Raw genomic sequence first — 24,655 nt, 5'->3', positions numbered from 1 at the left:
TCTTAATTGTATTATCATACATTTTAACATATTAGCTTTAGGACAGTTACTGCAAGGATTTTTGTCTAAATTTAGAGCTTATGGTTATTACTTTTAAAAAATTGTATTTATAATATGGATTATAAAAATATTGATTGTTTTCATTGAAGAGGAAACGGTTATGAAAAAAATAATTCTAGTTTTTTTAACAATAATGTTGGTAATGCCTTTTGGTACAACAAATGTAAAAGCAGATGTAGTTAAGGCTGATGTTGTTAATAGTGATTCATTTGATAGGCAAGTAAATCAAATTTTGGATCAAAAGAATTTTTCGGGTACGATTTTAGTAGTAAGAAATGGAAAAGTTCTCTACTCGAAAAGTAAGGGATATTCCAATAAGTTTTCTAAACATAAAAATCATTTGAATACTAGTTATGAAGTTGATTCAATTCAAAAATCAATGACAGCAGCATTGATAATGAAACAGGTTGAACTGGGAAAGTTATCTTTGGATGACAAATTAAGTAAATTTTATCCTTCAGTTCCAGAGAGCAATAAAATAACGCTTCGTCAAATGTTAGATATGAAATCAGGACTTGTTTTGCCAGGTGCGGTTGGACCGCAAAAGGTTTTATCTGATCAAGCAATTATTAAGAGTGACATCAAACGTATAAAGTTTAGTCATGCTTTATATAATAATTGGTACTATTCGCCAATTAATTTCAATTTATTAAGTGGTATTTTGGAAAAAGTAACTGGTCAAAGCTATCGCCACTTGTTTTATGAATCATATATTAAGAAACTGCATTTAAAACATACTGAATTTGCTTATTCTCATCATTTAAAACAAGCTGACAAGTCAACTGGGTATACAAACATCGATCCTCTGTCTGGAGCATCATCATATGGTCATCCATTTAACATTACAAAGTTTGAAACTTTTGATGAATTAGGTACTGGGCAAGTCTTTATGAGTGTTCATGACTTATATAAAGTTGAAAATTATATTTTGGCAGGAGATATGTTAACAGAAGCTTCTCGACAAGAGTTATTTGTTCCAGCAAGTATTAGTGATTATGGTGGTGGTTTTTATAATAAATATAATGATCACTATTCAGATGGTTGGGGTTACGGATTTCAAGGTGTTGTTCACTTATCCAGTGATGGCAAAAATGCTGTAATCGTCTTAAGTAATTATTCCAGATTGAGTGACGATTTGAAGCCTGCTGCAAAGACAATCTTTAATATGGTCAATGAATAAATATTGGCAACTTCTTTTTTAATAAAAACGTTTGGTGTACCTTATAGATAAGGAGGAGTTGCTATGTATAAGTTAAATGATGGAAGAAAAATTCCTGAAATTGGATTTGGAACATACAAATTAAAGGGACAATCTGGCGTTCAGAGTATCGTTTCAGCAATCAACAATGGTTATAAAATGTTGGATACAGCTTATAACTATGAAAATGAAGGTACTGTTGGAAAAGCAATCGCTGAGAGTTCCGTGAATAGATCAGATTTATTTGTAACCTCAAAATTACCAGGACGCTATTACCAATATGATGATGCTATTTCTGCATTACAAGAATCTTTATATCGTTCACATTTGGATTACTTTGATCTTTATTTGTTACATTGGCCAAATCCTAAAAAGGGGATGTATCCTGAAGCATGGAGAGCTCTAATTGATGCTCAAAAATTTGGATTGGTTAAATCAATAGGTGTTTGCAATTTCTTACCTGAATATTTAGAGAAATTACAAAAGGACACAGGTATTTTACCTGCAATCAACCAAATTGAGTTACATCCATTCTTTAATCAAGCCAAAATGCGTAAATATGATGCAGATAATGGAATCCTTACAATGGATTGGAGTCCACTAGGGCGTGGGAGTTCAGTTATGTCAGATCCTAAGTTAAATGAATTAGCTGCTAAATATAACAAATCAGTTGGTCAAATTATCTTGAGATGGGAGTATCAACTCAAAACTATTCCTATTCCTAAGTCGGCAAAGAATTCACGTCAAAAAGAGAATATGGATATCTTTGACTTTAGAATTTCAGATGAAGATATGAGTCAAATTAATTTATTAACTAAACCAGATGGTCGTGTTAATAATCAAGATCCCGCTGAATATGAAGAATTTTAGAAGAATTTAAGTGTAGCATCTCTTTTTATTGACTTTTCATAAGAATGCCTATAGACTATTGAATTAAATTATAGGAGGTAGGCATATGAGATATAGTGTTACTTTAGATAAAAAGCATCATTTGTTTACCGTTGTTGATAAAAAAAACAAAAATATTTCTGCACACGGTAAGTCAATAGAAGAAGCTGTTAAAAAAATTTTAAATAAAAAATAAAAGCTCACGAAATTTTCGTGAGCTTTTTTAATCGGTAAAATTTTTTATATGATCTATTTTACTTGATACTCTTGTGAACCAATGGTTTCACCATTAACACCCTTAGTTGCGATTAATGTTACGGGTTTTGAAGTATCTTCCAATGCATAAGCAACAGCACTTTCAACAGTATCTCCTTGGTTAATAGTATTGAGCTGTGTATCGACAAATCTGCTGTCAGGTTGGGCGGCAACTTCGAGGTCTTTTTCCTCACCACTATCACTCTTTTGAGTTGCTTTAAAGACAGCTACCCAAGCAGTGGTGGGATTTATATTCTTGTCAGTTTTATTTGTTGTTTTATACCAGATTGCAAAAATTGGCTTCTTGCCGTTTTCATTTCCAGTATCTCCAGGTTGAATTACCTTTGTTTGGGTTATTTCAATATCAATATCATGTATTACGGCTTTGTTATCTTTAAAATAATATTGAGAATCAGTGTTTTGATCAGAATTGTCATTTGTGTTTGTATCAGAGTTTGAATTGTTGTTTTGATCGTTTTGCATTTCATTTTTTGCTGTTTCAGGTGTAGCTGACTTTTTCTTTTTGCTCTTTTTCATAGGTTTAGATACTTTTTTTTGCTTATTCTTATGTGTCTTTTTTGGACTAACCTTGGTATCTGATAAATCTTGGCTTCTTGCACTGGCGGCTGCATTAATACCTAGACCTGAAATAGATAAAATAATTACGACAATTAAAGACCAAAACCACCATTTTCGGAGGATTGATTTTGATCCTTTCGGTGGAAGTATAGGACCTCTTTTTCTTTTATTACCAAGTTTATTGTGTAGTTTCATCCTTGTCATGTTTTGATCACCGTTCAATAAATCCACCCCCGATATTTAATCCAAAGTCTGATTAATGTCTTTCCTATATAGTATAAAACTTATCGAGAGGTTGAAAGCGTTTAAAAAAAATAAGGATAAAAAAATAATTGTTCAAACAATATTGACATAGAGAGTTGATTCAAGTTAAAATGTTATTTGTTGTTTGATTGCCCGTTGGTCAAATGGTTTAAGACGCCACCCTCTCAAGGTGGAGTTATGGGTTCGATTCCCATACGGGTGATAATGATTATTGAAGGACCGTCAATTAGGCTTGAAAGCTTGATATGACGGTTTTTTTATATTTAAATCTAAAGGCTCACTTGAATATATGTGTTTAAAGTAATTGAACGTTAAATTAGTTGAAAATGTAACTTGGCAAAAAACAACAATCATGCTACCTTGATTTTAGAAATATTAAGAAATATGTGGGAGGCGAGATTATGGCAAGTTTTAAAGTGGAACTTAATTTCAGAGGTAGGAATGTAATTGCATCGTACGTGGATGGTAATCTTTTTATTGATGATAAAGAGTTTGAAGAACATTTTAAAGATATGATGCCGCTTGTGAATTATGAAATGCCTCTTCCAGTGGGGGAAACACAGGGTGTTACATTGGATGATCCAGAAGGATTGTACGCTGCATTTATAGATTTTTATAAGGCAAAAGTTATCAACCCACCATCAGATGATATGTTTGATTATGACCCCAATGTATTTTATTAGATGTTTTTTATTAATTCTATTTAAAAGAGGTATGTAATAATGTTGGATGGACCTAAGGGATTAATCTATTGGATAGATACTGAAGAGGGCAGTAAGATTAGTAAAGATGCTCCAGAATGGGCTAAGAAAGAATTTGAGGAATATCAAGAATATTTCAATAAGAGTAAAGACAAAAACGGAAACTTAATTGACTTCTAGATTATCAATTAAGTTTCCGTTTTTTAGCGTATTCATATCATTTTATGGAATAATCTTAATGCTTAATAATTGCTATATATATTAAAACCACAAGCAAAACCACCGAGTAAACAACACCAGCAAATCCAGCAAATTCCATAATGATCCAATTGGTTATCTTCGATGTTGCCAACAGTAATATAGAAAGAACACTGAACATTACTAACTGTCTTACAACACTTTGAAAAGCATTATTCAGTTCTTTTTTTTCTTTAGTCTTCATTTAAAATGCACCTACGATTATTGCTAAAAAGTTATTTAGGAAGTGCACTGTAATGTTTGCTTTGATATTTTTTGTTCGTGCATAAACGGCAGCTAAAACTATTCCCAGCATAACTTTTGATAACAGGTATATCCAATCGGTGTGTGCACCAATTGGGGCGTGTGCGTATCCAAAGAACATTCCACTTAAAATAACTGAGACGATTGGTGTATTGGCAAAGAACCAATTCATAAATATTCCTCTAAAGAGTATTTCCTCTAAAATGGGTGCCACAATAATGGTAAAGAAGACTAGGATAGCTATATTATTTTTGGCTACTAACTGCAGTGCATCCACATTAGCATTAGTTTTATTCATTAGTGGAACTGTTACTGCATTGATGGCAAAGATTAATATAACGGCGATACCAACTATTATCCAGGTTGATTTTTTAAAAGGTACGGTTTTAAAAGATTGTGCTTTTTTAAAGACCAGCCAAATAATGAAAGCAACGATGACTAGCAGTATAATAGTTATAATTGGCACTATTTTTAAATATGACGCATAATTATGGCCGAGGTCTTTTTTAGTTAAAGTCAAAAGACCTAAGGGAATTTGTTCTAATAAAAAGAGTCCCAAAAATGCCATAACATGGAAGATACCTATTAAAGGGTTGAAGTTATTTTTATTACTATTCAATAGAAGTTCCACCTTTTTTAATTAAAATTAGAATTTTTTGCGAATAAGTGCTTTAATACTAGAATGAGTTTTTTAAAGGGAGTGAATACATGCTTAAAATTGCTCGAGGGAGAATTAATCTTTGGCAAGTTCTTGGTGCGCTATTATTTATGACATTGCAAGTCATCGCGACGTTATACTTGCCAAATATTACATCTGATATTGTTAACAATGGTATTTCCACTGGTAATACTAACTATATCATGCATGCAGGAGTCAGAATGGTAATTGTTTCTTTCATAGCAATCATTGCTGCTTTGGGAAATGTCTTGATGGCATCTCAGGCATCACAAGGATTAGGAAGAAAACTAAGATCTGACTTGTTTAGAAAGATATTATACTTTACAAATGATGAATTCGACAAATTTGATACGTCTTCATTAACAACTAGAACAACAAATGATGTTATTCAAGTTCAAAACGTTATGATCATGATGCTTAGAATGATGATCATGGCACCTATAATGTTGATTGGTGCTAGTTTCATGGCATATCAAAAAAATGCTGCTATGACTAAAATATTCTTGATTTCGATACCTGTTTTAATTGTCTTGGTTGGATTAGTTATGTATTTTGCTGTGCCTTTATTTAAGGCAATGCAAAAAAAGATTGACCGATTGAACCTGATTTTTCGTGAAGGTTTAACAGGAGTTCGTGTTATTAGAGCTTTTAGACAAGATAAATTTGAGCAAGATCGTTTTAAAGATGCTAATGCTGATTATACAAATAATGCTATCAAAGTATTTACGATAGTTGCACTGATGTTTCCAATCGTTACTTTGGTAATGAGTGGAACAAACATTGGTATTACTTGGTTAGGTGCACAATATATTGCCGATCAGTCAATGCAAGTTGGTAATTTGATTGCTTTTATGACTTATGCTATGCAAATTTTGATGAGTTTCATGATTCTTTCATTAGTGTTTGTCTTTGTACCACGTGCGTCTGCGTCTGCGGCTCGTATTCAAGAAGTGTTTGCTGCTGAAAGTCAAATTGATACGATCGATAAACCTATTAAGATTAAAGATGAACCATCATTAAGCTTTAGTGATGTTAATTTTAGATATCATGGAGCGGAGAAACTCGCACTGTCCAATTTAAACTTTTCAATAAAAGCTGGTCAAACATTAGCAATTATTGGTGGTACTGGATCTGGTAAGAGTACTCTGATCAACATGATTCCGAGATTCTTTGATGCTGAAACTGGTGTTGTTAGTTTAAATGGGACCGATGTTAAAGCGTTAAGTAATGAGGATATAAATCATAATGTTTCGATGGTTCCTCAAAAGGCAATTCTTTTCAAGGGTAATATTCGTAATAATATGACCTACGGTAAAGAAGATGCTACTGATGATGAAATTTGGAATGCTTTAAAGATTGCGCAAGCAGATGAGTTTGTTAAGGAATTAGATGGACAACTCGATGCTAAAGTTGAACAGGGTGGAGAAAACTTCTCTGGTGGTCAAAGACAGCGTTTAGCAATTGCACGTGCTTTAGTAAAGGATGCTTCAATCTATATCTTCGATGATTCATTCTCAGCACTTGATTTTAAGACTGATTTAAACTTAAGGACTGCTTTGAAAAATGATAAGCGTATCAATCAAAGTGTTGTTGTTATCGTTGGTCAAAGAATCTCCACAGTTGCCGATGCTGATCAAATCGTAGTTCTTGATGATGGTAAGATGGTCGGATTAGGAACCCATGAAGAGTTAAAAGAAAATAATGAAACATATCAAGAGATCATTGATTCTCAATTAAGGGAGGGTAAGTAATGGCTAAAGAACAATCCCAAACACACCCATCTGGAGGACATGGTCCAGGAAATCATGGTCCAGCAATAAAAGTTAAACCAAAGAATTTTTGGAAAACGACAGGAAGACTTGCTAAGTACATGTCTACTTATACGATTGGTATTATAACCGTTATGGTTTTGGCAATTGTATCAGCCATTTTCCAAATTAGAACTCCTAAAATTTTAGGTGAGGCTACTACCGAGATCTATAAAGGTTTTATGACTGGTGTAGCTCAACAAAAAGCTGGCATTCAAGTTAGTAAGTTTCCTATCGACTTTACTAAAATTGAACATATTATTTTAATAGTATTGTTGATGTACCTTGCTTCTGCATTATTTAGTTTCTTGCAACAATTTGTAATGACACGTATCTCACAAAGAACTGTTTTTAAATTAAGACGAGATCTTAAGTCAAAAATGGAACGCCTACCGATCAGCTATTACGATTCTCATTCAAATGGTGATATCATGTCGCGTGCTATCAACGATATGGATAATATTGCCGGAACACTGCAACAAAGTGTTACACAGCTAGTGACAAGTACAGTTACTTTCATTGGTGTTTTATGGATGATGTTTACAATTAGTTGGAAACTTACATTGATAGCTCTAGCAACTATTCCAGTTAGTTTGATCGTAGTTGGATTAATTGCTCCGCAATCACAAAAGTTTTTTAAACGTCAGCAAAAATCATTAGGTCTTTTGAATAACCAAGTAGAAGAGAGTTATTCAGGACATGTTGTTGTAAAGAGTTTTACTCACGAACAAGAATCTATTGATGTTTTTGAAAAAGAAAATGAAAAATTATACAAAGCATCTTGGAAGGCTCAATTTATTTCAGGATTAGTTATGCCTATGATGACTTTTTTGAATAACTTAGGTTATGTCTTTGTTGCTATGTATGGTGGTATTCAAGTTGCTAATGGTAAGTTACCAATTGGTGATATTCAGGCTTTTCTACAATATATGAATCAGTTTTCACAGCCAATTGCTCAACTTGCCAACTTAACAAATACTATTCAGGCAACGATAGCTTCAGCTGAACGTGTCTTTGAAATTATTGACGAACCCGAAATGGAAAATGAGAAAGTTGATGTTCCTGACGTTCAAACTGATGATAAAGTTACTTTAGACCATGTTAAATTTGGATATGATGATAAGCCAATTCTTTTGGAAGACTATAATTTACAAGTTAAACCAGGAGAAATGGTTGCTATCGTTGGACCAACCGGTGCTGGTAAAACAACGATTATCAACTTACTTGAGCGCTTTTATGAAGTTAAGGGCGGATCTATCAAGCTTGATGGTAAAGATATACGTAATATGACTCGTGAAGAGGTCAGAAGTCACTATGCAATGGTACTTCAGGATACTTGGCTATTTACTGGTACTATCTACGACAATTTGAAGTACAGTCGTGAAGATGCAACTGAAGAGGAAATAATTACAGCTGCAAAAGCTGCTCACGTTGATAATTTTGTACGTCAATTGCCTAACGGATATGATACGGTGCTAAATGAAGAGGCATCAAATATCTCTCAAGGTCAACGTCAATTGATCACAATTGCTCGTGCTTTTGTAGCAGATCCGGAAATATTAATTCTTGATGAAGCTACATCTTCAGTTGATACAAGAACTGAAATTCATATTCAGCACGCAATGGAGCGACTATTGAAGAATAGAACTAGCTTTGTTGTTGCACATAGATTATCAACAATTCAAAATGCTGATAAAATTATTGTTATGAATGAAGGCTCAATAATTGAAACTGGTAATCATGATGAGTTAATGGCTAAAAATGGATTTTATGCCGATCTTTATAACTCACAATTTGCTGGTAATGTGGCAATGTAATATAAAAATCTATCTGTTAATTCAGATAGATTTTTTTTGTCTTATAATCGAAAAATGTTGAATTTCGAATTTAGAAAAATTTATATACAAAATATGAAATTTTTAATAATGTTATAGGTTCTATAATATTTATAGAAGATAAAGAGAATCGAGGTTATAAATTATGAGGTTTAACCAGCTAAAAAGTAATCCAAACAGCATTGTAAAAAAGAGATTAAGAAAATCTGGAAAACAATGGATTGTTATTAGCAGCTTATTTTTTGCTGGTGTACTATTCATTGGTGGTTCCACTACTGTTAATGCTGAGACAGTAGATGCTAATGCAACTTCAACTTTAACAACGAACTCTACAAATACAAGTAATAAGTCAGAAACTACAGATCAAACCAACACTACTGGAGATAAGTCTAATTCTAGTAATAGTACTGTGGCTAACAATTCTAATGTCTCTGACAATGAAAAAGATGGTTCAACAACAGATACAAGTAATGCTACATCGCAAAATAATGCGGATGTATCACAAAATCAAGATTCAGATAATAATAATCAACAAGATTCTAATACTGAAGATCAACAAGGCGATAATCAACAAGATTTAAATAATTCAACTGAAGAGTCGACATTAAACACTCCAACAAACGCTCCAACAGCATCTAATGATTTAGAAGCCACACAGGCTCCAGTTGCCGCAAGTTCTGACGTTGCAGAACCCAATATGGCTGAAGGTACTTTTGGTACTTCAAGTTGGTATATAAGTTCCGACGGTGTTTTGCATATTGATGCCGGTGATTTTAACAATACTAATTATTCAAGTCCTTGGTCAAATTATTCAAGCCAGATTACATCAATTTCATTTGATGGAGTGGTTAATGGAAATACAAACTCTAGTAGCCTATTTGATGGTTTACGCAATGTAACAGAGATCAACAATACTAATAATTTTAATACATCTAAAATTGAGCATCTTGATTACATGTTTAGATCTATGAAAAAGCTTCAAAGTATCGATCTATCAACATGGGATACATCAAGTGTTCAATATATGGATGGACTATTCAGTGGTGATGATAGCTTGAGTAGTATTAATATAGCTGATTGGAATACATCAAAAGTTATTTCTATGAATAGTACATTTTCCGCCTTACCAGTACTTACATCATTAGATATATCTAACTGGGACACAAGTAATGTAAAAGATATGGGTCAAATGTTTAAAAGTGATATGTTTTCTGGTTGGGGTGGCTTAAAGACAATTGATTTATCCAAATGGAATGTTTCTAATGTTAAAAATATGTCAGGTATGTTTAGTGGTTTAAATAAATTAACATCTATAGACTTGTCCAATTGGGATGTTTCAAATGTTACAAATATGTCTGGGATGTTTTTGAGCAATTACAGTCTAAAATCGGCATTATTAGATAATTGGAACTTAACTAAAGTTACTGATTTATCAAGTATGTTTATTGGTAATTCAAGTATTGACAAGTTAGATCTTTCAACTTGGAAATTAGGTAGTTCAAATGTTAATACAAACTATATGTTTTCTAAAACTAACTTTAAACAATTGAAATTAAGTGGTAATGATGTTTTCGCCAATGACCCTGAGTTACCAGATATAGTTGCTACAGATACTTTGACAGGTAAATGGGTTAATGTCGGTAGTGGTTCTGTTGATAAACCTGACGCTACTTCCAAACTTACTTCAAAAGAATTAACAGATTTATATGCACAAAAAGGTGGACCTGACGATACATGGGTCCGTGAATCTATTAATAAGAGCGTCACTGCACCAGTAACAATTAATTCTAATTTAGGACCACAGATGGTTGCTGATCAAACTGGAAATATCGGAGACAATATTGAAGTTAAAGTTCCACAAATTAATGGATATTCCTCTGATAAAGATACAGTAAATGCTGTTGTTAATGCAGATGGCACAATTACAACTGATGAAGTGGTTACGTATACTTCAGATAAAACAACTGATGGTTCTGATTCTGATGATTCTGACAACACTGATAATTCAGGCTCGACAGATAACAGCAGTGATACAAATAATTCAGGATCCAATAGTCCTGAAACAAATGATTCTCAAATGATCGATAGAGATCAAAAAGTTGCTACATATGCTGATAAACCAGCTGTTTCTTTGTATGACGTTAATGGAAAGCTTATAAAAGGACGTCACCTAGATACAAATACTGACTGGCAAAGTGATGAAGTATTGATAAATAATGGCACGATGTTCTACCGTGTTTCAACAGATGAATGGGTCAGAGCTGATGATGTTTATGTATATGTTGCTGATAAGGGTAGTGTAAAAACTTATCTTGATAGTGACAAATCATTGGTCGATGCACACGGAGATAAAGTAAGTCGTTCATTGTCTGCTGGAACAGATTGGTTATTTGATCGTTACGTTGAAATAAACAATGTTAAATATTATAGAGTTTCAACAAATGAATTTGTTAAAGCTAGCGATGTCATTCCTTATATTGCAGTTAAAGATGTAGTTCAAGCAAACAGTAATGTAACAATGTATAACGAAACAGGTGCTGAATTAAGTAAGCAATTACCTGTTAATACAGCTTGGAAGATCGATAAAATTGCAATGATCAACGGAGTCAAGATGTATCGAGTTTCAACAAATGAATGGGTAAAAGCCAGTGATGTTGTATTAAATGAGAATGTGTATAACATCTAATTAATAAGGGAGTGTGACAAAAGGCGGTCTGCCACCGGAACATAGTCTAGAATCACGAATGATTGGGACTATCAATCATTTGTGGTTCGTAACTATGTGGAGGTTGCAGCCCTTTGTTACACGTTTAGGCTATAAAAAAGTTCGGAAATGTAAAAGGGGGCTGTGACATACGTCACAGCTCCTTATTTATATGGCTATTGGGTTATTAAATTATCCTGAAAATTATTTTTACGATACAATTATAGTATTAACAAGCTTGGAGATAATCATATGAAAAAGTTTGAGCAAACAGAGGCACAGATTCTTAATTTAGTTAATAAACAAGTCGTTCCAGGAGTAAGTTATGGATTCATCAGTAACCATGGTAAACAAATTAAAACTAGTTATGATGAAGCTAATTTTTTTGGTAGTAAGTCTTGGATTCCAAATATTACTCCGCTTAAGGGAAATGAACTGTATGACTTGGCATCTTTAACTAAAGTTATGGGTACAGTTCCCGTAATTTTGAAATTGATAGATGAAAAAAAGGTTGGACTACATGATCCAATAGTTAAATATTTACCAGACTTTAAAGATGACCGTGTTGAAATATTTCATTTACTGACACACACATCAGGTATAGCTGGATATATACCTGATCGTGATAGTTTGAATAGTCAGCAGTTAATTGACGCGTTACTAAATCTACCTGTGACTGATAATTTCAATAAAAAAGTAGTTTATACTGATACGGGCATGATTTTCTTAGGTTTGATAATCGAAAAAATTTGTCATAAAGCAGTTCAAGAAGTTATTCAAGATTTTGTTCATAAAACTTGGAATTTAGAAGATGCTACTTTTAAACCTCAAATAGATCTTTGTACCCCTACTTATAAGGTCGATGGAAAAATGTTAGTGGGTATTCCTAATGATCCTAAAGCTCGTCAATTAGGAGAGCATTGCGGATCGGCAGGGATGTTTGATAATTTGGTAGATGTCATGCAATTTGCTAAGGGAATGCTGCAGAGTAAATATAAATTTTTATACAAGAATTTTACTGATTTAAATCCCGGACGTTCACTGGGCTGGGATATTAAACCAGGGAATATATTATTTCACACTGGCTATACAGGACACTTTATTGTATTAGATTATAATCATCAAAATGCAATGGTGGTCTTAACCAACAGAGTTCATCCAGTTGAATATAACCAAATATTTTTAGAGCGTAGAGAGACAATTCTAAATAGTTTTATAAATGAAAGTAAATAAAGAAGAGAGTGGGATAAAACATGTTCAGCTTTCGAGCATTAAGACAAATGGCGCCAGTAATCCGAATTTGGATTGCTGGCGCCATTTGTTTTAAGCGGAAAAAGCTATGGTTTGTCTCACGTTTATGCTACATATTTAAAGATAATAATAGTTTTGTCCTAGACGCTTCTTCTTATTTAATATAACCTTTTTCACTCAAAGTTTTTCTAAGTGACAACATAGCCGTATATGTTGCTAGAACATAAATCTTTTTAGTTGGAATATTAGGTATTTCTTTAACAAAATCTTCAATTTCAACAGTTTCTTTATTTTTGCTCATATCAAGTCCGGCTATCTTAAAGCGATAAGTAACATCTTTTACACGTTTACCACCAGTAATTACTAGAGGTAATTTTTGATAATCGAAATCCTCAAAATTACCGTCCCAGATCCAACTAGTATCTATACCATCCGCATAGTTAGCGTTTAATAAGAAAGCAAGTGAGTAATCATCATGGTCACTTAAAATAGTTTCGATGACTTGATTTAAACCTACAGGATTTTTAACTAAAATAATATTTACATCTTTGTCGTTTACCGTAATTGTTTCCTGGCGGCCAAAGACTTTTTCATCATAAGAAAAAGCTTTTTTGATTTGATCGATACTAATACCCATTTCTTTGGCAATTGAATAAGCTGCTAAAGCATTGTAGACGTTATATTTACCACCAATATTCATTTCAAACTTGTTTCCGTCAATTGAGAATTTACTAATGTTAGGTAGTAATTCATCGACTGAGGTTACTTGATATTTTAATTCGTTACGTTTGAATCCACAATTGGGGCAAAAATAGCTTCCGAGATTAGCATAAGTTATCATATGGTAGTGCATGATGTGATTACATTTAGGACATAAGACACCATCTGTATTTGTCGGTGCTTTGAAATCTTCATTTTCGTGGCCATCCGCATTAAAACCATAATAAATAACTTTATTTGGTAAATCTTTAGATGAGAAAATAGCGGCATCACCATTAGCAATGATGGTGGCTTCAGGTGCAAGTTTGATACCATTTAGAATTTTTTGATAAGTAGTATATATTTCACCGTATCGATCCATTTGATCACGGAATATATTAGTTAAAATAAAATATTTAGGTTTGATGTATCTACAAATTATTTCGACATTAGCTTCATCGACCTCTAAAACGGCTAATGGTTTCTTAGATTTTTTATGATGTGTAACAAAGCTAGTTACGATTCCTTGGATCATGTTAGATCCAGTTGGATTGGTCAAAACGTCATCATACTTTTGTGTTAACATCTTTGTGATCAAAGATGTAGTTAATGTTTTACCGTTTGTTCCGGTAACTATGATTAAGTCATAATTTTTTCCAAGGCTTTTCAAAATATCTGGATCAATTTTATAAGCAATTTTTCCAGGGTAGGATGAACCGCCGTTAAAAAATTTGCTCAAAATGAAATAAGAAGTCTTTCCTGTTAGTGTTGCAATGCTTGATTTAAATGTCATTATAAAACCCCAATTAACTTAATTAAAATAATATTATCATAACTAAACGCCATTTTATCGTAATTTGATTCAATTTAGGTAATGTTTAATATGTTCAATAGACATTTTTTTGGTTATAATCTTCAAGGAATCTATTTGGAGGCGGAAGAGTGGCTCAATTATTTTTTAAGTATGGTGCAATGAATAGTGGTAAGTCTATCGAGATTTTGAAGGTGGCTCATAACTATAAAGAACAAGGCAAATCAGTTATTTTAATGACTAGTGCCTTTGATACACGTTCGGGTGTTGGTACAATTAAGAGTAGGATCGGTTTGTCGGCTGATGCAATAGCACTCACACCGGAGTCAGATTTCTATGAAATAGTTAAGGAAAAAAATCCTGAAGCAGCATGTATCTTGATTGACGAGTGTGAATTTATGACAAAAGATCAAGTTTTAGAAGCTACCAGAGTAGTTGATGAGATGAATATTCCCGTGATGGCATTTGGTCTTAAGAATGATTTTAGAAACGAATTATTTGAGGGATCTAAGTATCTACTATTATATGCGGACAAATTGGAAGAAATGAAAACAATTTGTTGGTTTTGTAAGAAAAAGGCAACAATGAATATGAGAATGGCTAACGGTAAACCAGTTTATGAAGGTGAACAAATTGCCATTGGTGGTAATGAAATGTATTACCCTGTCTGTCGCCGTCATTATAATAATCCTCCAATAAAATAGCTTAAGAAAGGATCGTTAAGTTGGATAAAATACTAGAACAACTAGAAACCCTAGTTGAGAGATACAGTGAATTACAAGAATTAATGAGTGACCCTGAAGTTATTAACGATACAAAGCGTTATATGAAGTATTCTAAAGAAGAAGCTGATATTCGTGATGTTGTTAATGCTTTTAATCACTATAAGAAATTAAAGCAAAGCATTAGTGATAGTGATGAGATTTTGCGTGAAACTGATGACGCAGAAATGCAAGCTATGGCTAAAGATGAACTTAATTCATCAAAAGAAGAATTAGAAAAGGTTGAGCATGAGATCACAATCTTGATGCTTCCTAAAGATCCTAATGATGATAAAAATATTATTATGGAAATTCGTGGTGCTGCTGGTGGTGATGAAGCCAGTTTGTTTGCGGCTGATCTTTTGACTATGTATAGCAAATATGCTGAAAAGCAAGGCTGGAGTTTTGAAATTATTGATGAAACTGATACCGAAGTTGGTGGTTACAAGGATGTAGCTGTTATGATCACTGGTAATCGAGTTTATTCAAAACTTAAATATGAAAATGGTGCTCACCGTGTTCAAAGAATCCCTTCAACAGAGTCACAAGGCCGTGTTCATACTTCTACTGCAACCGTTGCTGTTATGCCTGAATATGATGAAGTTGAATTAGAACTTGATCCAAAGGATATTCGTACAGATGTTTATCGTTCTTCAGGTGCTGGTGGTCAGCATATTAATAAGACATCATCTGCTGTTCGTATGACCCATTTACCAACAGGTATCGTAGTTGCTATGCAAGATCAACGTTCACAACAACAAAATCGTGAAAAAGCTATGCAAATTTTGAAATCACGTGTTTATGATTATTATGAATCAGAAAATCAAAGTGAATACGATGAAAAGCGTAAATCAGCGGTTGGTACTGGTGATCGTTCTGAGCGAATTAGAACATACAATTATCCACAAAATCGTGTTACAGATCACCGTATTGGTTTGTCATTGAATAAATTGGATCGTATTATGAACGGGGAATTAGAAGAAATTATTGACGCCCTAATCGTTTATGATCAAACTCAAAAACTGGAGCAAATTCAAAGTGGAGAGACCAAACTATTCTAATGCCCTGAAAAGGGCTTTTTTAATGCTAGAACAACAAAACAAATATCCTGAAGATGCACAGTACTTAATGGAAGAATTATCTGGATTTAATTACACTCAATTGCAGTTACATAGAAACGAAGTTGTTCCTAGTGACATTATGAGAAAATTTCGTGACGGTATTATTCGATTAGGTATGGATGAACCAGTTCAATATATCTTAGGCTATGCCTACTTTATGGATAAAACTTTTACTGTAAATGAAAATACCCTTATACCACGCCAAGAGACTGAAGAGATGGTTCAAAGAATAATCTCTGATCATTCTGACGGGAAAAAAAGTATTTTAGATATTGGTACAGGTTCTGGAATTATTGCAATTAATTTGGGCTTAACATTTCCAGATGACGATATTTTGGCAACTGATATTTCAAAAGGTGCATTGAAAGTGGCTAGGTTAAATGCTGACAATTATCAAACCAATAATGTCTTTTTTAAGCAAAGTGATTTGTTTGAAAACATTGAAAATGAGAAATTTGATGTAATTGTTTCAAATCCTCCATATATTTCTTTTGATGAAAAAAGGGTCATGGATCAGAGTGTTATTAAATATGAACCTGATTTAGCTTTATATGGAGAAAATAATGGTTTAGAATTCTATCAGGATATAACTAAAGTTGCCAGTAATTATTTAAATTCCGATGGTTCACTCTATATGGAATTTGGATATCATCAAAAAAATGAAATAAAAAAAATTTTTGCTAATAATATGCCTGAATATCAGGTAGAATTCTATAAGGATATTAATGGTAACGATAGGTATCTTAAAGCTGAAAAAGAGAGGGTGTAGATTTGGAAACAGAGATACTAAAAGATTCACAGATTCAAAGGGCAGTAGATTTTCTTTCTGATGGTCAACTTGTAGCATTTCCAACTGAGACAGTTTATGGCTTAGGGGCGGATGCAACTAGATCTGATATCGTTAAGAATGTCTATGCCGCTAAGGGTCGTCCGAGTGACAATCCTTTGATAGTCCATGTTTCCAGTCCTGAGATGGTCTGGCAATATGCTGACAATAGTTACAAACCATTGGCTGAAAAGCTAATGAAAAACTTTTGGCCAGGTCCATTGACTATCATTATGCCTATTCAGAAAGATTCATTGTCTAAAGCTGTAACAGGGGGTCTTTCAACAGCTGCATTTAGAATGCCAAATAATAAAGTCACACTAAGTTTGATTGAAAAATTTGGTAAGCCAATTGTGGGACCTTCTGCTAATACTAGTGGAAAGCCAAGTCCTACTTTAGCTAAGCATGTTTATCATGATTTAAAAGGTAAGATTGCCGCTATCTTGGATGATGGACCAACTATTTTAGGAGTTGAATCAACAGTTATTGATTTGTCAACTGACGTACCAACAATTCTAAGACCAGGTATGATCACAGTAGAAGATCTACTCAAAGTTATTGATGACGTAAGAAGTGATCATCACAAGGTTAAGGATGAAGAAATTCCAAAAGCACCAGGTATGAAATACAAACATTATGCACCTAGTGCCCAAGTTGTTATTGTTGACGATGTAAATGACTTTCCTAAAGCTATTTCTGAATATCAAGAAAAAAATGTGCCAATTGGAATTTTAGCAACTGATGAAATTCTTAAAGAAGCACCAGATGATTTCAGAAAGTTTTCATTAGGAAATGATGTTATCTCTGCTTCAAAACATCTTTTTGCAGGGTTACGAGGACTCGATGCTGAAAATGTAAATTATATTTTGGCACAGGGATTCCCTAATGCTGATCACGGAGATGCTTATCGCAACCGTTTAAATAAATCTGCTGGACAAAAACACTACGAAAACTAAGGAGAATTAAAATGTCTAAATTTCAAGTACTAAATCACCCATTGATCCAACATAAATTAACAATCATCAGAAGCAAACATACTGGAACAAAAGTATTCCGTGAAGTTGCCAATGAAATTGGTGAATTGATGGTTTATGAAATTACTAGAGATCTACCTTTAAAGGATGTTGAAGTTGAGACACCTATGGGTAAATCAACTCAAAAGGTACTTGCCGGAAAGAAGTTGGCTGTTATTCCTATTCTTCGTGCCGGACTTGGTATGGTTGATGGCGTTTTAGAGTTGATTCCCGCTGCTAAGGTTGGTCATATTGGAATGTATCGTGACGAAAAAACTCTTCAACCACATGAATATTTTGTAAAACTACCTAGTGATATTGATCAACGTGATTTATTTATCGTCGATCCAATGCTTGCAACTGGTGGTTCAGCTATCATGGCAATCGATGCTTTAAAGAAACGTGGAGCAAAACACATGAGACTTGTTGTTTTAGTCGCAGCACCAGAAGGTGTAAAAGCGGTACAAGAAGCTCATCCAGATGTTGACATTTACGCTGCTTCACTAGATGAAAAGATTACTGATAGTGGTTACATTTTCCCTGGTTTAGGTGATGCTGGAGACAGATTATTTGGTACAAAATAAAAAAAACACTGTTTGAATATTTTTTTTATAGTGTTATTATTTTGAAGTATCAATATGTTTTCAATAAGTAAAGAAAGGGGGGTTATTATTGGATGATAAGTACAAGTTTATTGATTTCCTAGGTTTAAGATTCAATGTTGCAAACGACTTATCAGCACTTGTTGCTGCTATCCTTGTCTTTATTTTAGTTTTCTCGTTATCACGTAAAATTACAATGAAACCTGGTAAAGCACAGAACGTTTTAGAGTGGATGATTGATTTTACAGATGGCATTGTTAAGTCGGCTTTCCCAGATGGTTCTGGTAGTCGGTTTAGTCTTTATGCATTTGTATTATTCTTGTTTATTTTTGTTTCTAACCAATTAGGATTAATATTCCAAATCAAGGTTGATGGTTTCACGTATATTAAGTCGCCAACAACTAATCCGATAGTTACCATGTCATTGGCATTAGTATCGTTAATGTTGGCACATTACTATTCTGTAAAGAAATTCGGATTCGGCACATACTTGTCCAATTATGCGAGACCGGTGAGCTTTTTGCTACCAATTAACCTTCTGGAGGAGTTCACTAACTTCTTAACGTTGTCATTGCGTCTTTACGGTAATATATTTGCCGGTGAAGTACTTCTTGCACTTATTGGAACTGTTGCTAAGAGTTTTGGCCTAGTATCATTTGTTATTGCTATTCCGGTAGAAATGATCTGGCAAGGCTTTTCAGTCTTCATTGGAGCCATCCAAGCGTACGTATTTACCACATTATCTATGGTTTATATTTCACGTAAAATGGAAAAAGAATAACTTTTATATTGGAGGATTTTTAAATTATGAAAGAAATCGCGGCAGCTATTGCAGCTGGTTTAGCAGCTTTTGGTGCATCAATTGGTAACGGACTTGTTATTTCTAAAACCCTTGAGGGTATGGCTCGTCAACCAGAAGTAGCTGGTCAATTAAGAGGAACTATGTTTATCGGTGTTGGTCTTATCGAAGCTGTTCCTATCATTGCCATTGCTATTTCATTCGTTATTCTTTTCGTATAATACATACATTAGTTGGCGATAAAAAATATAATCGCCTTTTTTATGTTTTATAGGAAGGGAAGGAGTTGAGAATATTGGCAAGTTTATTAGTACTCGGAGCAGGCAAATTAGCTTTAGGTGATATGCTTTTTATTCTTATTTCTTTTATCCTGTTATCGCTAGCTGTTAAACACTATGCATGGGGTCCAGTCACAAAAATGATGGATGCTAGATCAGAAAAAATCTCTGGCGACTTAGATTATGCTGATCAAGAACGTGCACGTGCAGACAAGCTTAGTAAGGAACGTGAAGAGGCATTAAAGAATTCACGTGCTGAAGCAATTGAGATCGTCAACAAAGCTAAAGACAATGGTGATTCACAAAAGAAGGCCATCGTAGCAGACGCTCATAGTGAAGCTGAAAATGTAAGAACAAAAGCAAAACAAGATGCTGAAAAAGCAAAACAAGATGCTATGCAAGATGCCCAAGATGACATCGCAAACTTGTCTTTGGAAATAGCTTCAAAAGTTATTTCTAAAGAGCTTAATGCAGACGATCAAAAGTCTTTAATCGACTCTTATATTAAGGAGTTGACTGTAAATAATGAAACTAAGTAAATTTCAAGTGGGCGAGCGTTACAGCAGAGCACTCTATGAAGTTGCTGTCGAACAAGGATCTGTTAAGGAAAATTTGAAAGATCTTCAAGATCTTAAAAAAATTTACTTAGAGAATCCAAGTTTGAATTTGTTATTTGCTGGACGTTCAGTTTCCCGAGCTGAAAGAGCCAAGGTTGTAGAAACCTTGAAATCTGGATTGGGCGAACTAATGCAAGATTTTTTAAGTATGCTTTTTGATCGTGATCGTATGAATTGTCTAGTTGAAATTGCCGACGCATTTATCGAAAGATATGACATCGACAATGGAATTGTTGAAGTTACTGTAACTACAACCGTTCCACTCAGCTCAGAACAAGAAGATAATCTTAGATCTGTTATTAAAGAACGTTTTTCTGTAAAACAAGCAAACTTAACAAAAGTAGTCGATCCTTCAATCATCGGTGGGGTTATTATCCGTGTTGGTGATCAAGTAATTGATGGCAGCGTTGTTAAGCGATTTAATGACATCAAAAACATGCTATTAGTTAAAAATAAGTAGAGGTGAAAAGAATGAGCATCAAAACTGAAGAGATTAGTTCACTGATCAAAGAACAGTTGAAGAACTATAAAAATGAACTCTCAGTTGATGAAGTAGGTACAGTTACATACGTCGGTGATGGTATCGCTCGTGCTAATGGCCTTGAAAACGCTATGGCAAGTGAATTACTTGAATTCCAAGACGGTACTTTTGGTGTGGCTCAAAACCTTGAAAGTGATGATGTTGGTATTATCATTTTAGGTAATTACGACAAAATTCGTGAAGGCGATACAGTTAAAAGAACTGGTCGTATCATGGAAGTTCCAGTAGGTGATCAACTTATTGGACGTGTTGTTAATGCTTTGGGTCAACCAGTTGATGGACTTGGAGAAATCAAGACTGATAAGACAAGACCTATCGAATCACCTGCACCAGGTGTTATGCAACGTAAATCAGTTTTCGAACCTTTACAAACAGGTTTGAAAGCCGTTGACTCACTTGTTCCAATCGGACGTGGTCAACGTGAATTGATTATTGGTGACCGTAAAACTGGTAAAACATCAATTGCTATTGATACAATCATCAATCAAAAAGATCAAGATATGATTTGTGTTTATGTAGCTATTGGTCAAAAGGAATCAACTATTAGAAACCAAGTTGAAACATTAAGAAAGAACGGGGCAATGGATTATACCATTGTTGTTGAAGCTGGTCCTAGTCAACCCGCTCCTATGCTTTACTTCGCACCATATTCTGGTGCCGCTATGGGTGAATATTTCATGTATAACGGTAAGCACGTTCTTATCGTATATGATGATTTAAGCAAGCAAGCAACTGCCTATCGTGAGATATCGCTATTGCTTCGTAGACCACCTGGGCGTGAAGCATATCCTGGTGATGTTTTCTACTTGCATTCACGTTTGCTAGAACGTGCTGCTAAGTTGAGTGATGATCTGGGTGGTGGTTCAATGACTGCTTTGCCAATCATTGAAACACAAGCCGGAGATATTTCCGCATATATTCCTACTAACGTTATTTCCATCACTGATGGACAGATTTTCTTGAGTAGTGATTTATTCTATTCAGGTACAAGACCAGCTATTAATGCTGGTGAATCTGTTTCTCGTGTTGGTGGTGACGCTCAAATTAAAGCTATGAAGAAAGTTGCCGGTACATTACGTCTGGATCTATCTTCATATCGTGAATTGGAATCATTTGCTCAATTTGGTTCTGATCTTGATGAGGCTACTAAAGCAAAACTAGATCGTGGTCGTCGTACAGTTGAGGTTCTAAAACAACCTGTACATTCTCCAATGCCTGTTGAAAAACAAGTCTTGATTCTATTTGCTTTAACTAGAGGATTCCTTGATAAGATTAAAGTAGACGATATCCTAGAATATGAAGCTTCACTTTCTGAATTCTTCGATGCAAACCATGCCGATCTCTTACAAGAAATTAAAGAAACAGGTAAACTACCTGATGAAGACAAGATGAGTCAAGGTGTAAAAGAATTCACTGAAAACTACTTGGCTTCAAAATCTGACAAGCAAGATAAATAATACAGGAGGTTTAAATTATGGCTGAGTCACTTATGGACATTAAAAGAAGAATTTCTTCTACTAAGAAAACCGGTCAAATAACAAGAGCCATGCAAATGGTTTCTGGTGCTAAACTCTCTCGTATTGAAAAGAAATCTATTGCTTATCAATTATATGCAAACAAAGTTGATGAAATTATTAGACACTTAACAGTTGGCGACGTTTTTAGTGAAGTTGCTGCTGGTGGAAACTCAAAGGATCCAATGAGTCTTAATAATCTTCTTCGAGTACGTGAAGTCAAAAAGACCGCATACGTTGTTATAACTAGTGATCGTGGCCTTGTTGGTGGATATAATAGTAATATTTTGAAAGCTATGATGGATCTTTTTAAGAAGAAATATCATAACGATACAAGTAAATTTACAATTATTTCACTTGGCAATACCGGAACAGAGTTTTTCAAGACACGTGGTTATGATATAGCTTATGAATATCACGGATTACAAGATGTTCCAGAAGTTGAAGATTTAAAACCTATTGTGAAAACCATTTTACAATTATATCAAGCAGGAAGCTTTGATGAAATTTATGTTTGTCATAACCATCACGTTAACTCTCTTGTATCAAGATTTACTAATGACAAGTTATTGCCATTATCTAAACCAAAAGATGCAACACCTGAGGAAGAACATATTGCTAGCGAATATTTAACAGAGCCTAGTGCTGAGGTTGTATTGGCTTCTCTTGTACCTCAATATATTGAATGCTTAACTTTCGGAGCAATCATGGACGCAAAAACAGCAGAGCATGCTGCTTCTGTTACAGCCATGAAGAGTGCTACTGATAATGCGGATGGATTGATCTCTGATCTTTCACTACATTACAATCGTGCTCGTCAAGCTCAAATTACTACAGAGATTACTGAAATTGTCGGCGGTGCTGCTGCACTAGAATAGTTTAGAAGGGAGCCAAATTAATGAGTAGCAAAGGAAAAGTTATTCAGGTAATTGGTCCGGTTGTTGATGTGGAGTTTCCTTTAGACGGAGATCTTCCTGAACTTAATGATGCCTTGAAAATTACAAAGCATGACGGATCAACAATTACCCTTGAAGTTGCCCTAGAATTAGGTGATGGTGCATTGCGTGCCATTTCTATGAGTTCTACTGACGGACTTCAAAGAGGTGCTGACGTTATTAATACTGGTAGTCCAATTTCTGTTCCTGTCGGAAAAGAAACATTGGGCCGTGTATTTAACGTTTTAGGTGAATCAATCGATGGAGGCGAGGAATTCCCCGCAGACTTCAGAAGAGATAGTATTCACCGTCAAGCACCAGCTTATGATGAATTAAATACATCAACAGAAATTCTTGAAACAGGTATCAAAGTTATCGACCTTCTCGAACCTTATGTTCGTGGTGGTAAGATTGGTTTGTTCGGTGGTGCCGGTGTTGGTAAGACCGTTTTGATTCAAGAATTGATCCACAATATTGCTGAAGAGCATGGTGGTATCTCAGTATTTACTGGTGTTGGTGAAAGAACACGTGAAGGTAATGACCTTTACTATGAAATGAAAGAATCAGGTGTTCTTGAAAAGACTGCCATGGTTTATGGACAGATGAACGAATCACCTGGTGCTCGTATGCGTGTTGCCTTAACTGGTTTAACAATTGCTGAGTACTTCCGTGATGTTGCTGGCCAAGATGTGCTATTGTTTATCGATAACATTTTCAGATTTACTCAAGCTGGTTCTGAAGTTTCAGCCTTGTTAGGACGTATGCCATCAGCCGTTGGTTATCAACCTACTTTGGCTACAGAAATGGGTCAATTGCAAGAAAGAATCACTTCTACACAGAAGGGTTCAATTACTTCAATTCAAGCCGTTTATGTTCCAGCCGATGACTATACTGACCCTGCTCCTGCAACAACTTTCGCTCACTTGGATGCTACAACTAACCTTGAACGTAAGTTAACAGAACAAGGTATTTATCCAGCTGTTGATCCACTAGCTTCATCATCTTCAGCACTTGACCCATCTATTGTTGGTAAAGAACACTATGATGTTGCTACAAGAGTTCAACAAGCTCTTCAAAGATACCGTGAATTGCAAGATATTATTTCAATTCTTGGTATGGATGAATTGTCTGATGAAGAAAAGACTACTGTTGCTCGTGCAAGACGTATTCAATTCTTCCTTGGACAAAACTTTAGTGTTGCTGAACAGTTTACTGGTGTACCAGGTTCTTATGTTCCTGTTGAAGAAACAGTTAAGGACTTTAAGGCCATCTTAGATGGTAAGTATGACGATGTTCCAGAAGATGCCTTTAACGGTGTTGGTGGAATCAAAGATGTACTTGAAAAGGCCAAGAAGATGGGCTGGGAACCAGAAGACGAACAACAAAATGGTGCTGCTGAGGCAGTAGCTAATTAA

25 protein-coding genes and 1 tRNA gene are annotated in these 24,655 nt (G+C 34.5%); 22 read left to right on the top strand and 4 right to left on the bottom strand.

The window, feature by feature from the left end; genetic code table 11:
• Positions 1-160 precede the first annotated feature (160 nt).
• From FC72_RS05830 to FC72_RS11085, 3 genes are all read left to right on the top strand, one after another.
• Positions 161-1,240, top strand: coding sequence for a serine hydrolase domain-containing protein (locus FC72_RS05830; protein WP_235805153.1), 1,080 nt, complete (start codon positions 161-163; stop codon positions 1,238-1,240).
• A 63-nt stretch (positions 1,241-1,303) separates the two neighbouring features.
• Positions 1,304-2,128, top strand: coding sequence for an aldo/keto reductase (locus tag FC72_RS05825; protein ID WP_057765720.1), 825 nt, complete (start codon positions 1,304-1,306; stop codon positions 2,126-2,128).
• Between the two features lie 85 nt (positions 2,129-2,213).
• On the top strand, positions 2,214-2,342 hold the full coding sequence (locus tag FC72_RS11085) for a hypothetical protein (protein ID WP_268871657.1): 129 nt from the start codon (positions 2,214-2,216) through the stop codon (positions 2,340-2,342).
• A 53-nt stretch (positions 2,343-2,395) separates the two neighbouring features.
• On the opposite strand, the gene FC72_RS10760 is transcribed toward FC72_RS11085, so the two are convergent.
• Entirely contained in the window at positions 2,396-3,202 is an 807-nt protein-coding gene (locus FC72_RS10760) for a DUF5067 domain-containing protein (protein WP_157051120.1), read from the bottom strand.
• Between the two features lie 171 nt (positions 3,203-3,373).
• Between FC72_RS10760 and FC72_RS05815 the strand changes: the two genes are divergently transcribed.
• The 3 genes from FC72_RS05815 (at position 3,374) to FC72_RS10900 (ending at position 4,125) form a co-directional block, all read left to right on the top strand.
• A tRNA-Glu gene (locus FC72_RS05815) sits at positions 3,374-3,446 on the top strand.
• A 199-nt stretch (positions 3,447-3,645) separates the two neighbouring features.
• Positions 3,646-3,927, top strand: a complete 282-nt coding sequence (locus FC72_RS05810; protein WP_057765718.1) for a hypothetical protein — start codon at positions 3,646-3,648, stop codon at positions 3,925-3,927.
• A gap of 39 nt (positions 3,928-3,966) precedes the next feature.
• Complete coding sequence (locus tag FC72_RS10900; protein ID WP_164477894.1) at positions 3,967-4,125, top strand: hypothetical protein; 159 nt, start codon at positions 3,967-3,969, stop codon at positions 4,123-4,125.
• Positions 4,126-4,180: 55 nt separating this feature from the next.
• On the opposite strand, the gene FC72_RS05805 is transcribed toward FC72_RS10900, so the two are convergent.
• Both FC72_RS05805 and FC72_RS05800 read right to left on the bottom strand, forming a co-directional pair.
• A complete protein-coding gene (locus FC72_RS05805; protein ID WP_057765716.1) occupies positions 4,181-4,387 on the bottom strand; it encodes a hypothetical protein in 207 nt (68 codons plus the stop codon).
• On the bottom strand, positions 4,388-5,065 hold the full coding sequence (locus FC72_RS05800) for a CPBP family intramembrane glutamic endopeptidase (protein WP_057765714.1): 678 nt from the start codon (positions 5,063-5,065) through the stop codon (positions 4,388-4,390).
• Between the two features lie 89 nt (positions 5,066-5,154).
• Here FC72_RS05800 and FC72_RS05795 point away from each other — a divergent pair, with 89 nt between their 5' ends.
• The 4 genes from FC72_RS05795 (at position 5,155) to FC72_RS05780 (ending at position 12,705) form a co-directional block, all read left to right on the top strand.
• On the top strand, positions 5,155-6,876 hold the full coding sequence (locus FC72_RS05795; RefSeq protein ID WP_057765712.1) for an ABC transporter ATP-binding protein: 1,722 nt from the start codon (positions 5,155-5,157) through the stop codon (positions 6,874-6,876).
• Complete coding sequence (locus FC72_RS05790) at positions 6,876-8,750, top strand: ABC transporter ATP-binding protein (RefSeq protein WP_057765710.1); 1,875 nt, start codon at positions 6,876-6,878, stop codon at positions 8,748-8,750. The genes FC72_RS05795 and FC72_RS05790 overlap by 1 nt, the downstream gene beginning before the upstream one ends.
• Positions 8,751-8,913: 163 nt before the next feature.
• Positions 8,914-11,454 (top strand): BspA family leucine-rich repeat surface protein, encoded by a 2,541-nt coding sequence (locus FC72_RS05785; protein ID WP_057765708.1) that lies wholly within the window; start codon positions 8,914-8,916, stop codon positions 11,452-11,454.
• A gap of 270 nt (positions 11,455-11,724) precedes the next feature.
• Positions 11,725-12,705 carry a serine hydrolase domain-containing protein gene (locus FC72_RS05780; RefSeq protein ID WP_057765706.1) on the top strand — a complete coding sequence of 327 codons (981 nt, stop codon included), beginning with the start codon at positions 11,725-11,727 and terminating at the stop codon, positions 12,703-12,705.
• A 172-nt stretch (positions 12,706-12,877) separates the two neighbouring features.
• On the opposite strand, the gene FC72_RS05775 is transcribed toward FC72_RS05780, so the two are convergent.
• Positions 12,878-14,215 (bottom strand): Mur ligase family protein, encoded by a 1,338-nt coding sequence (locus FC72_RS05775; RefSeq protein WP_057765704.1) that lies wholly within the window; start codon positions 14,213-14,215, stop codon positions 12,878-12,880.
• Between the two features lie 149 nt (positions 14,216-14,364).
• Here FC72_RS05775 and FC72_RS05770 point away from each other — a divergent pair, with 149 nt between their 5' ends.
• The 12 genes from FC72_RS05770 (at position 14,365) to atpD (ending at position 24,655) form a co-directional block, all read left to right on the top strand.
• Positions 14,365-14,937, top strand: a complete 573-nt coding sequence (locus FC72_RS05770) for a thymidine kinase (RefSeq protein WP_057765703.1) — start codon at positions 14,365-14,367, stop codon at positions 14,935-14,937.
• 20 nt (positions 14,938-14,957) lie between these two features.
• Complete coding sequence (prfA, locus tag FC72_RS05765) at positions 14,958-16,055, top strand: peptide chain release factor 1 (protein WP_057765701.1); 1,098 nt, start codon at positions 14,958-14,960, stop codon at positions 16,053-16,055.
• Complete coding sequence (prmC, locus tag FC72_RS05760; RefSeq protein ID WP_083480762.1) at positions 16,000-16,884, top strand: peptide chain release factor N(5)-glutamine methyltransferase; 885 nt, start codon at positions 16,000-16,002, stop codon at positions 16,882-16,884. Before prfA ends, prmC begins: the two co-directional genes overlap by 56 nt.
• Positions 16,885-16,886: 2 nt before the next feature.
• A complete protein-coding gene (locus FC72_RS05755) occupies positions 16,887-17,897 on the top strand; it encodes an L-threonylcarbamoyladenylate synthase (protein WP_057765697.1) in 1,011 nt (336 codons plus the stop codon).
• 11 nt (positions 17,898-17,908) lie between these two features.
• Positions 17,909-18,538 (top strand): uracil phosphoribosyltransferase, encoded by a 630-nt coding sequence (upp, locus tag FC72_RS05750; protein WP_057765695.1) that lies wholly within the window; start codon positions 17,909-17,911, stop codon positions 18,536-18,538.
• Positions 18,539-18,626: 88 nt separating this feature from the next.
• Positions 18,627-19,337 carry a F0F1 ATP synthase subunit A gene (gene atpB / locus FC72_RS05745; protein ID WP_057765693.1) on the top strand — a complete coding sequence of 237 codons (711 nt, stop codon included), beginning with the start codon at positions 18,627-18,629 and terminating at the stop codon, positions 19,335-19,337.
• Between the two features lie 26 nt (positions 19,338-19,363).
• Entirely contained in the window at positions 19,364-19,576 is a 213-nt protein-coding gene (gene atpE / locus FC72_RS05740) for a F0F1 ATP synthase subunit C (RefSeq protein ID WP_057765691.1), read from the top strand.
• A gap of 74 nt (positions 19,577-19,650) precedes the next feature.
• Positions 19,651-20,172: a F0F1 ATP synthase subunit B gene (gene atpF, locus FC72_RS05735; RefSeq protein WP_083480761.1), complete on the top strand. Its 522-nt coding sequence runs from the start codon at positions 19,651-19,653 to the stop codon at positions 20,170-20,172.
• Complete coding sequence (locus FC72_RS05730; protein ID WP_057765689.1) at positions 20,159-20,710, top strand: F0F1 ATP synthase subunit delta; 552 nt, start codon at positions 20,159-20,161, stop codon at positions 20,708-20,710. The genes atpF and FC72_RS05730 overlap by 14 nt, the downstream gene beginning before the upstream one ends.
• 11 nt (positions 20,711-20,721) lie before the next feature.
• The gene (gene atpA, locus FC72_RS05725) at positions 20,722-22,248 is read left to right on the top strand and encodes a F0F1 ATP synthase subunit alpha (RefSeq protein ID WP_057765687.1); all 1,527 of its coding nucleotides are present in this window, start codon (positions 20,722-20,724) and stop codon (positions 22,246-22,248) included.
• Positions 22,249-22,265: 17 nt separating this feature from the next.
• Positions 22,266-23,183: a F0F1 ATP synthase subunit gamma gene (locus FC72_RS05720; RefSeq protein WP_057765685.1), complete on the top strand. Its 918-nt coding sequence runs from the start codon at positions 22,266-22,268 to the stop codon at positions 23,181-23,183.
• Positions 23,184-23,203: 20 nt separating this feature from the next.
• Entirely contained in the window at positions 23,204-24,655 is a 1,452-nt protein-coding gene (gene atpD, locus FC72_RS05715; RefSeq protein WP_057765683.1) for a F0F1 ATP synthase subunit beta, read from the top strand.

It is taken from the genome of Companilactobacillus tucceti DSM 20183 (genome assembly GCF_001434665.1).
Taxonomy (GTDB): Bacteria; Bacillota; Bacilli; order Lactobacillales; family Lactobacillaceae; genus Companilactobacillus; species Companilactobacillus tucceti.
This window is presented reverse-complemented; position numbering and strand designations above follow the sequence as displayed.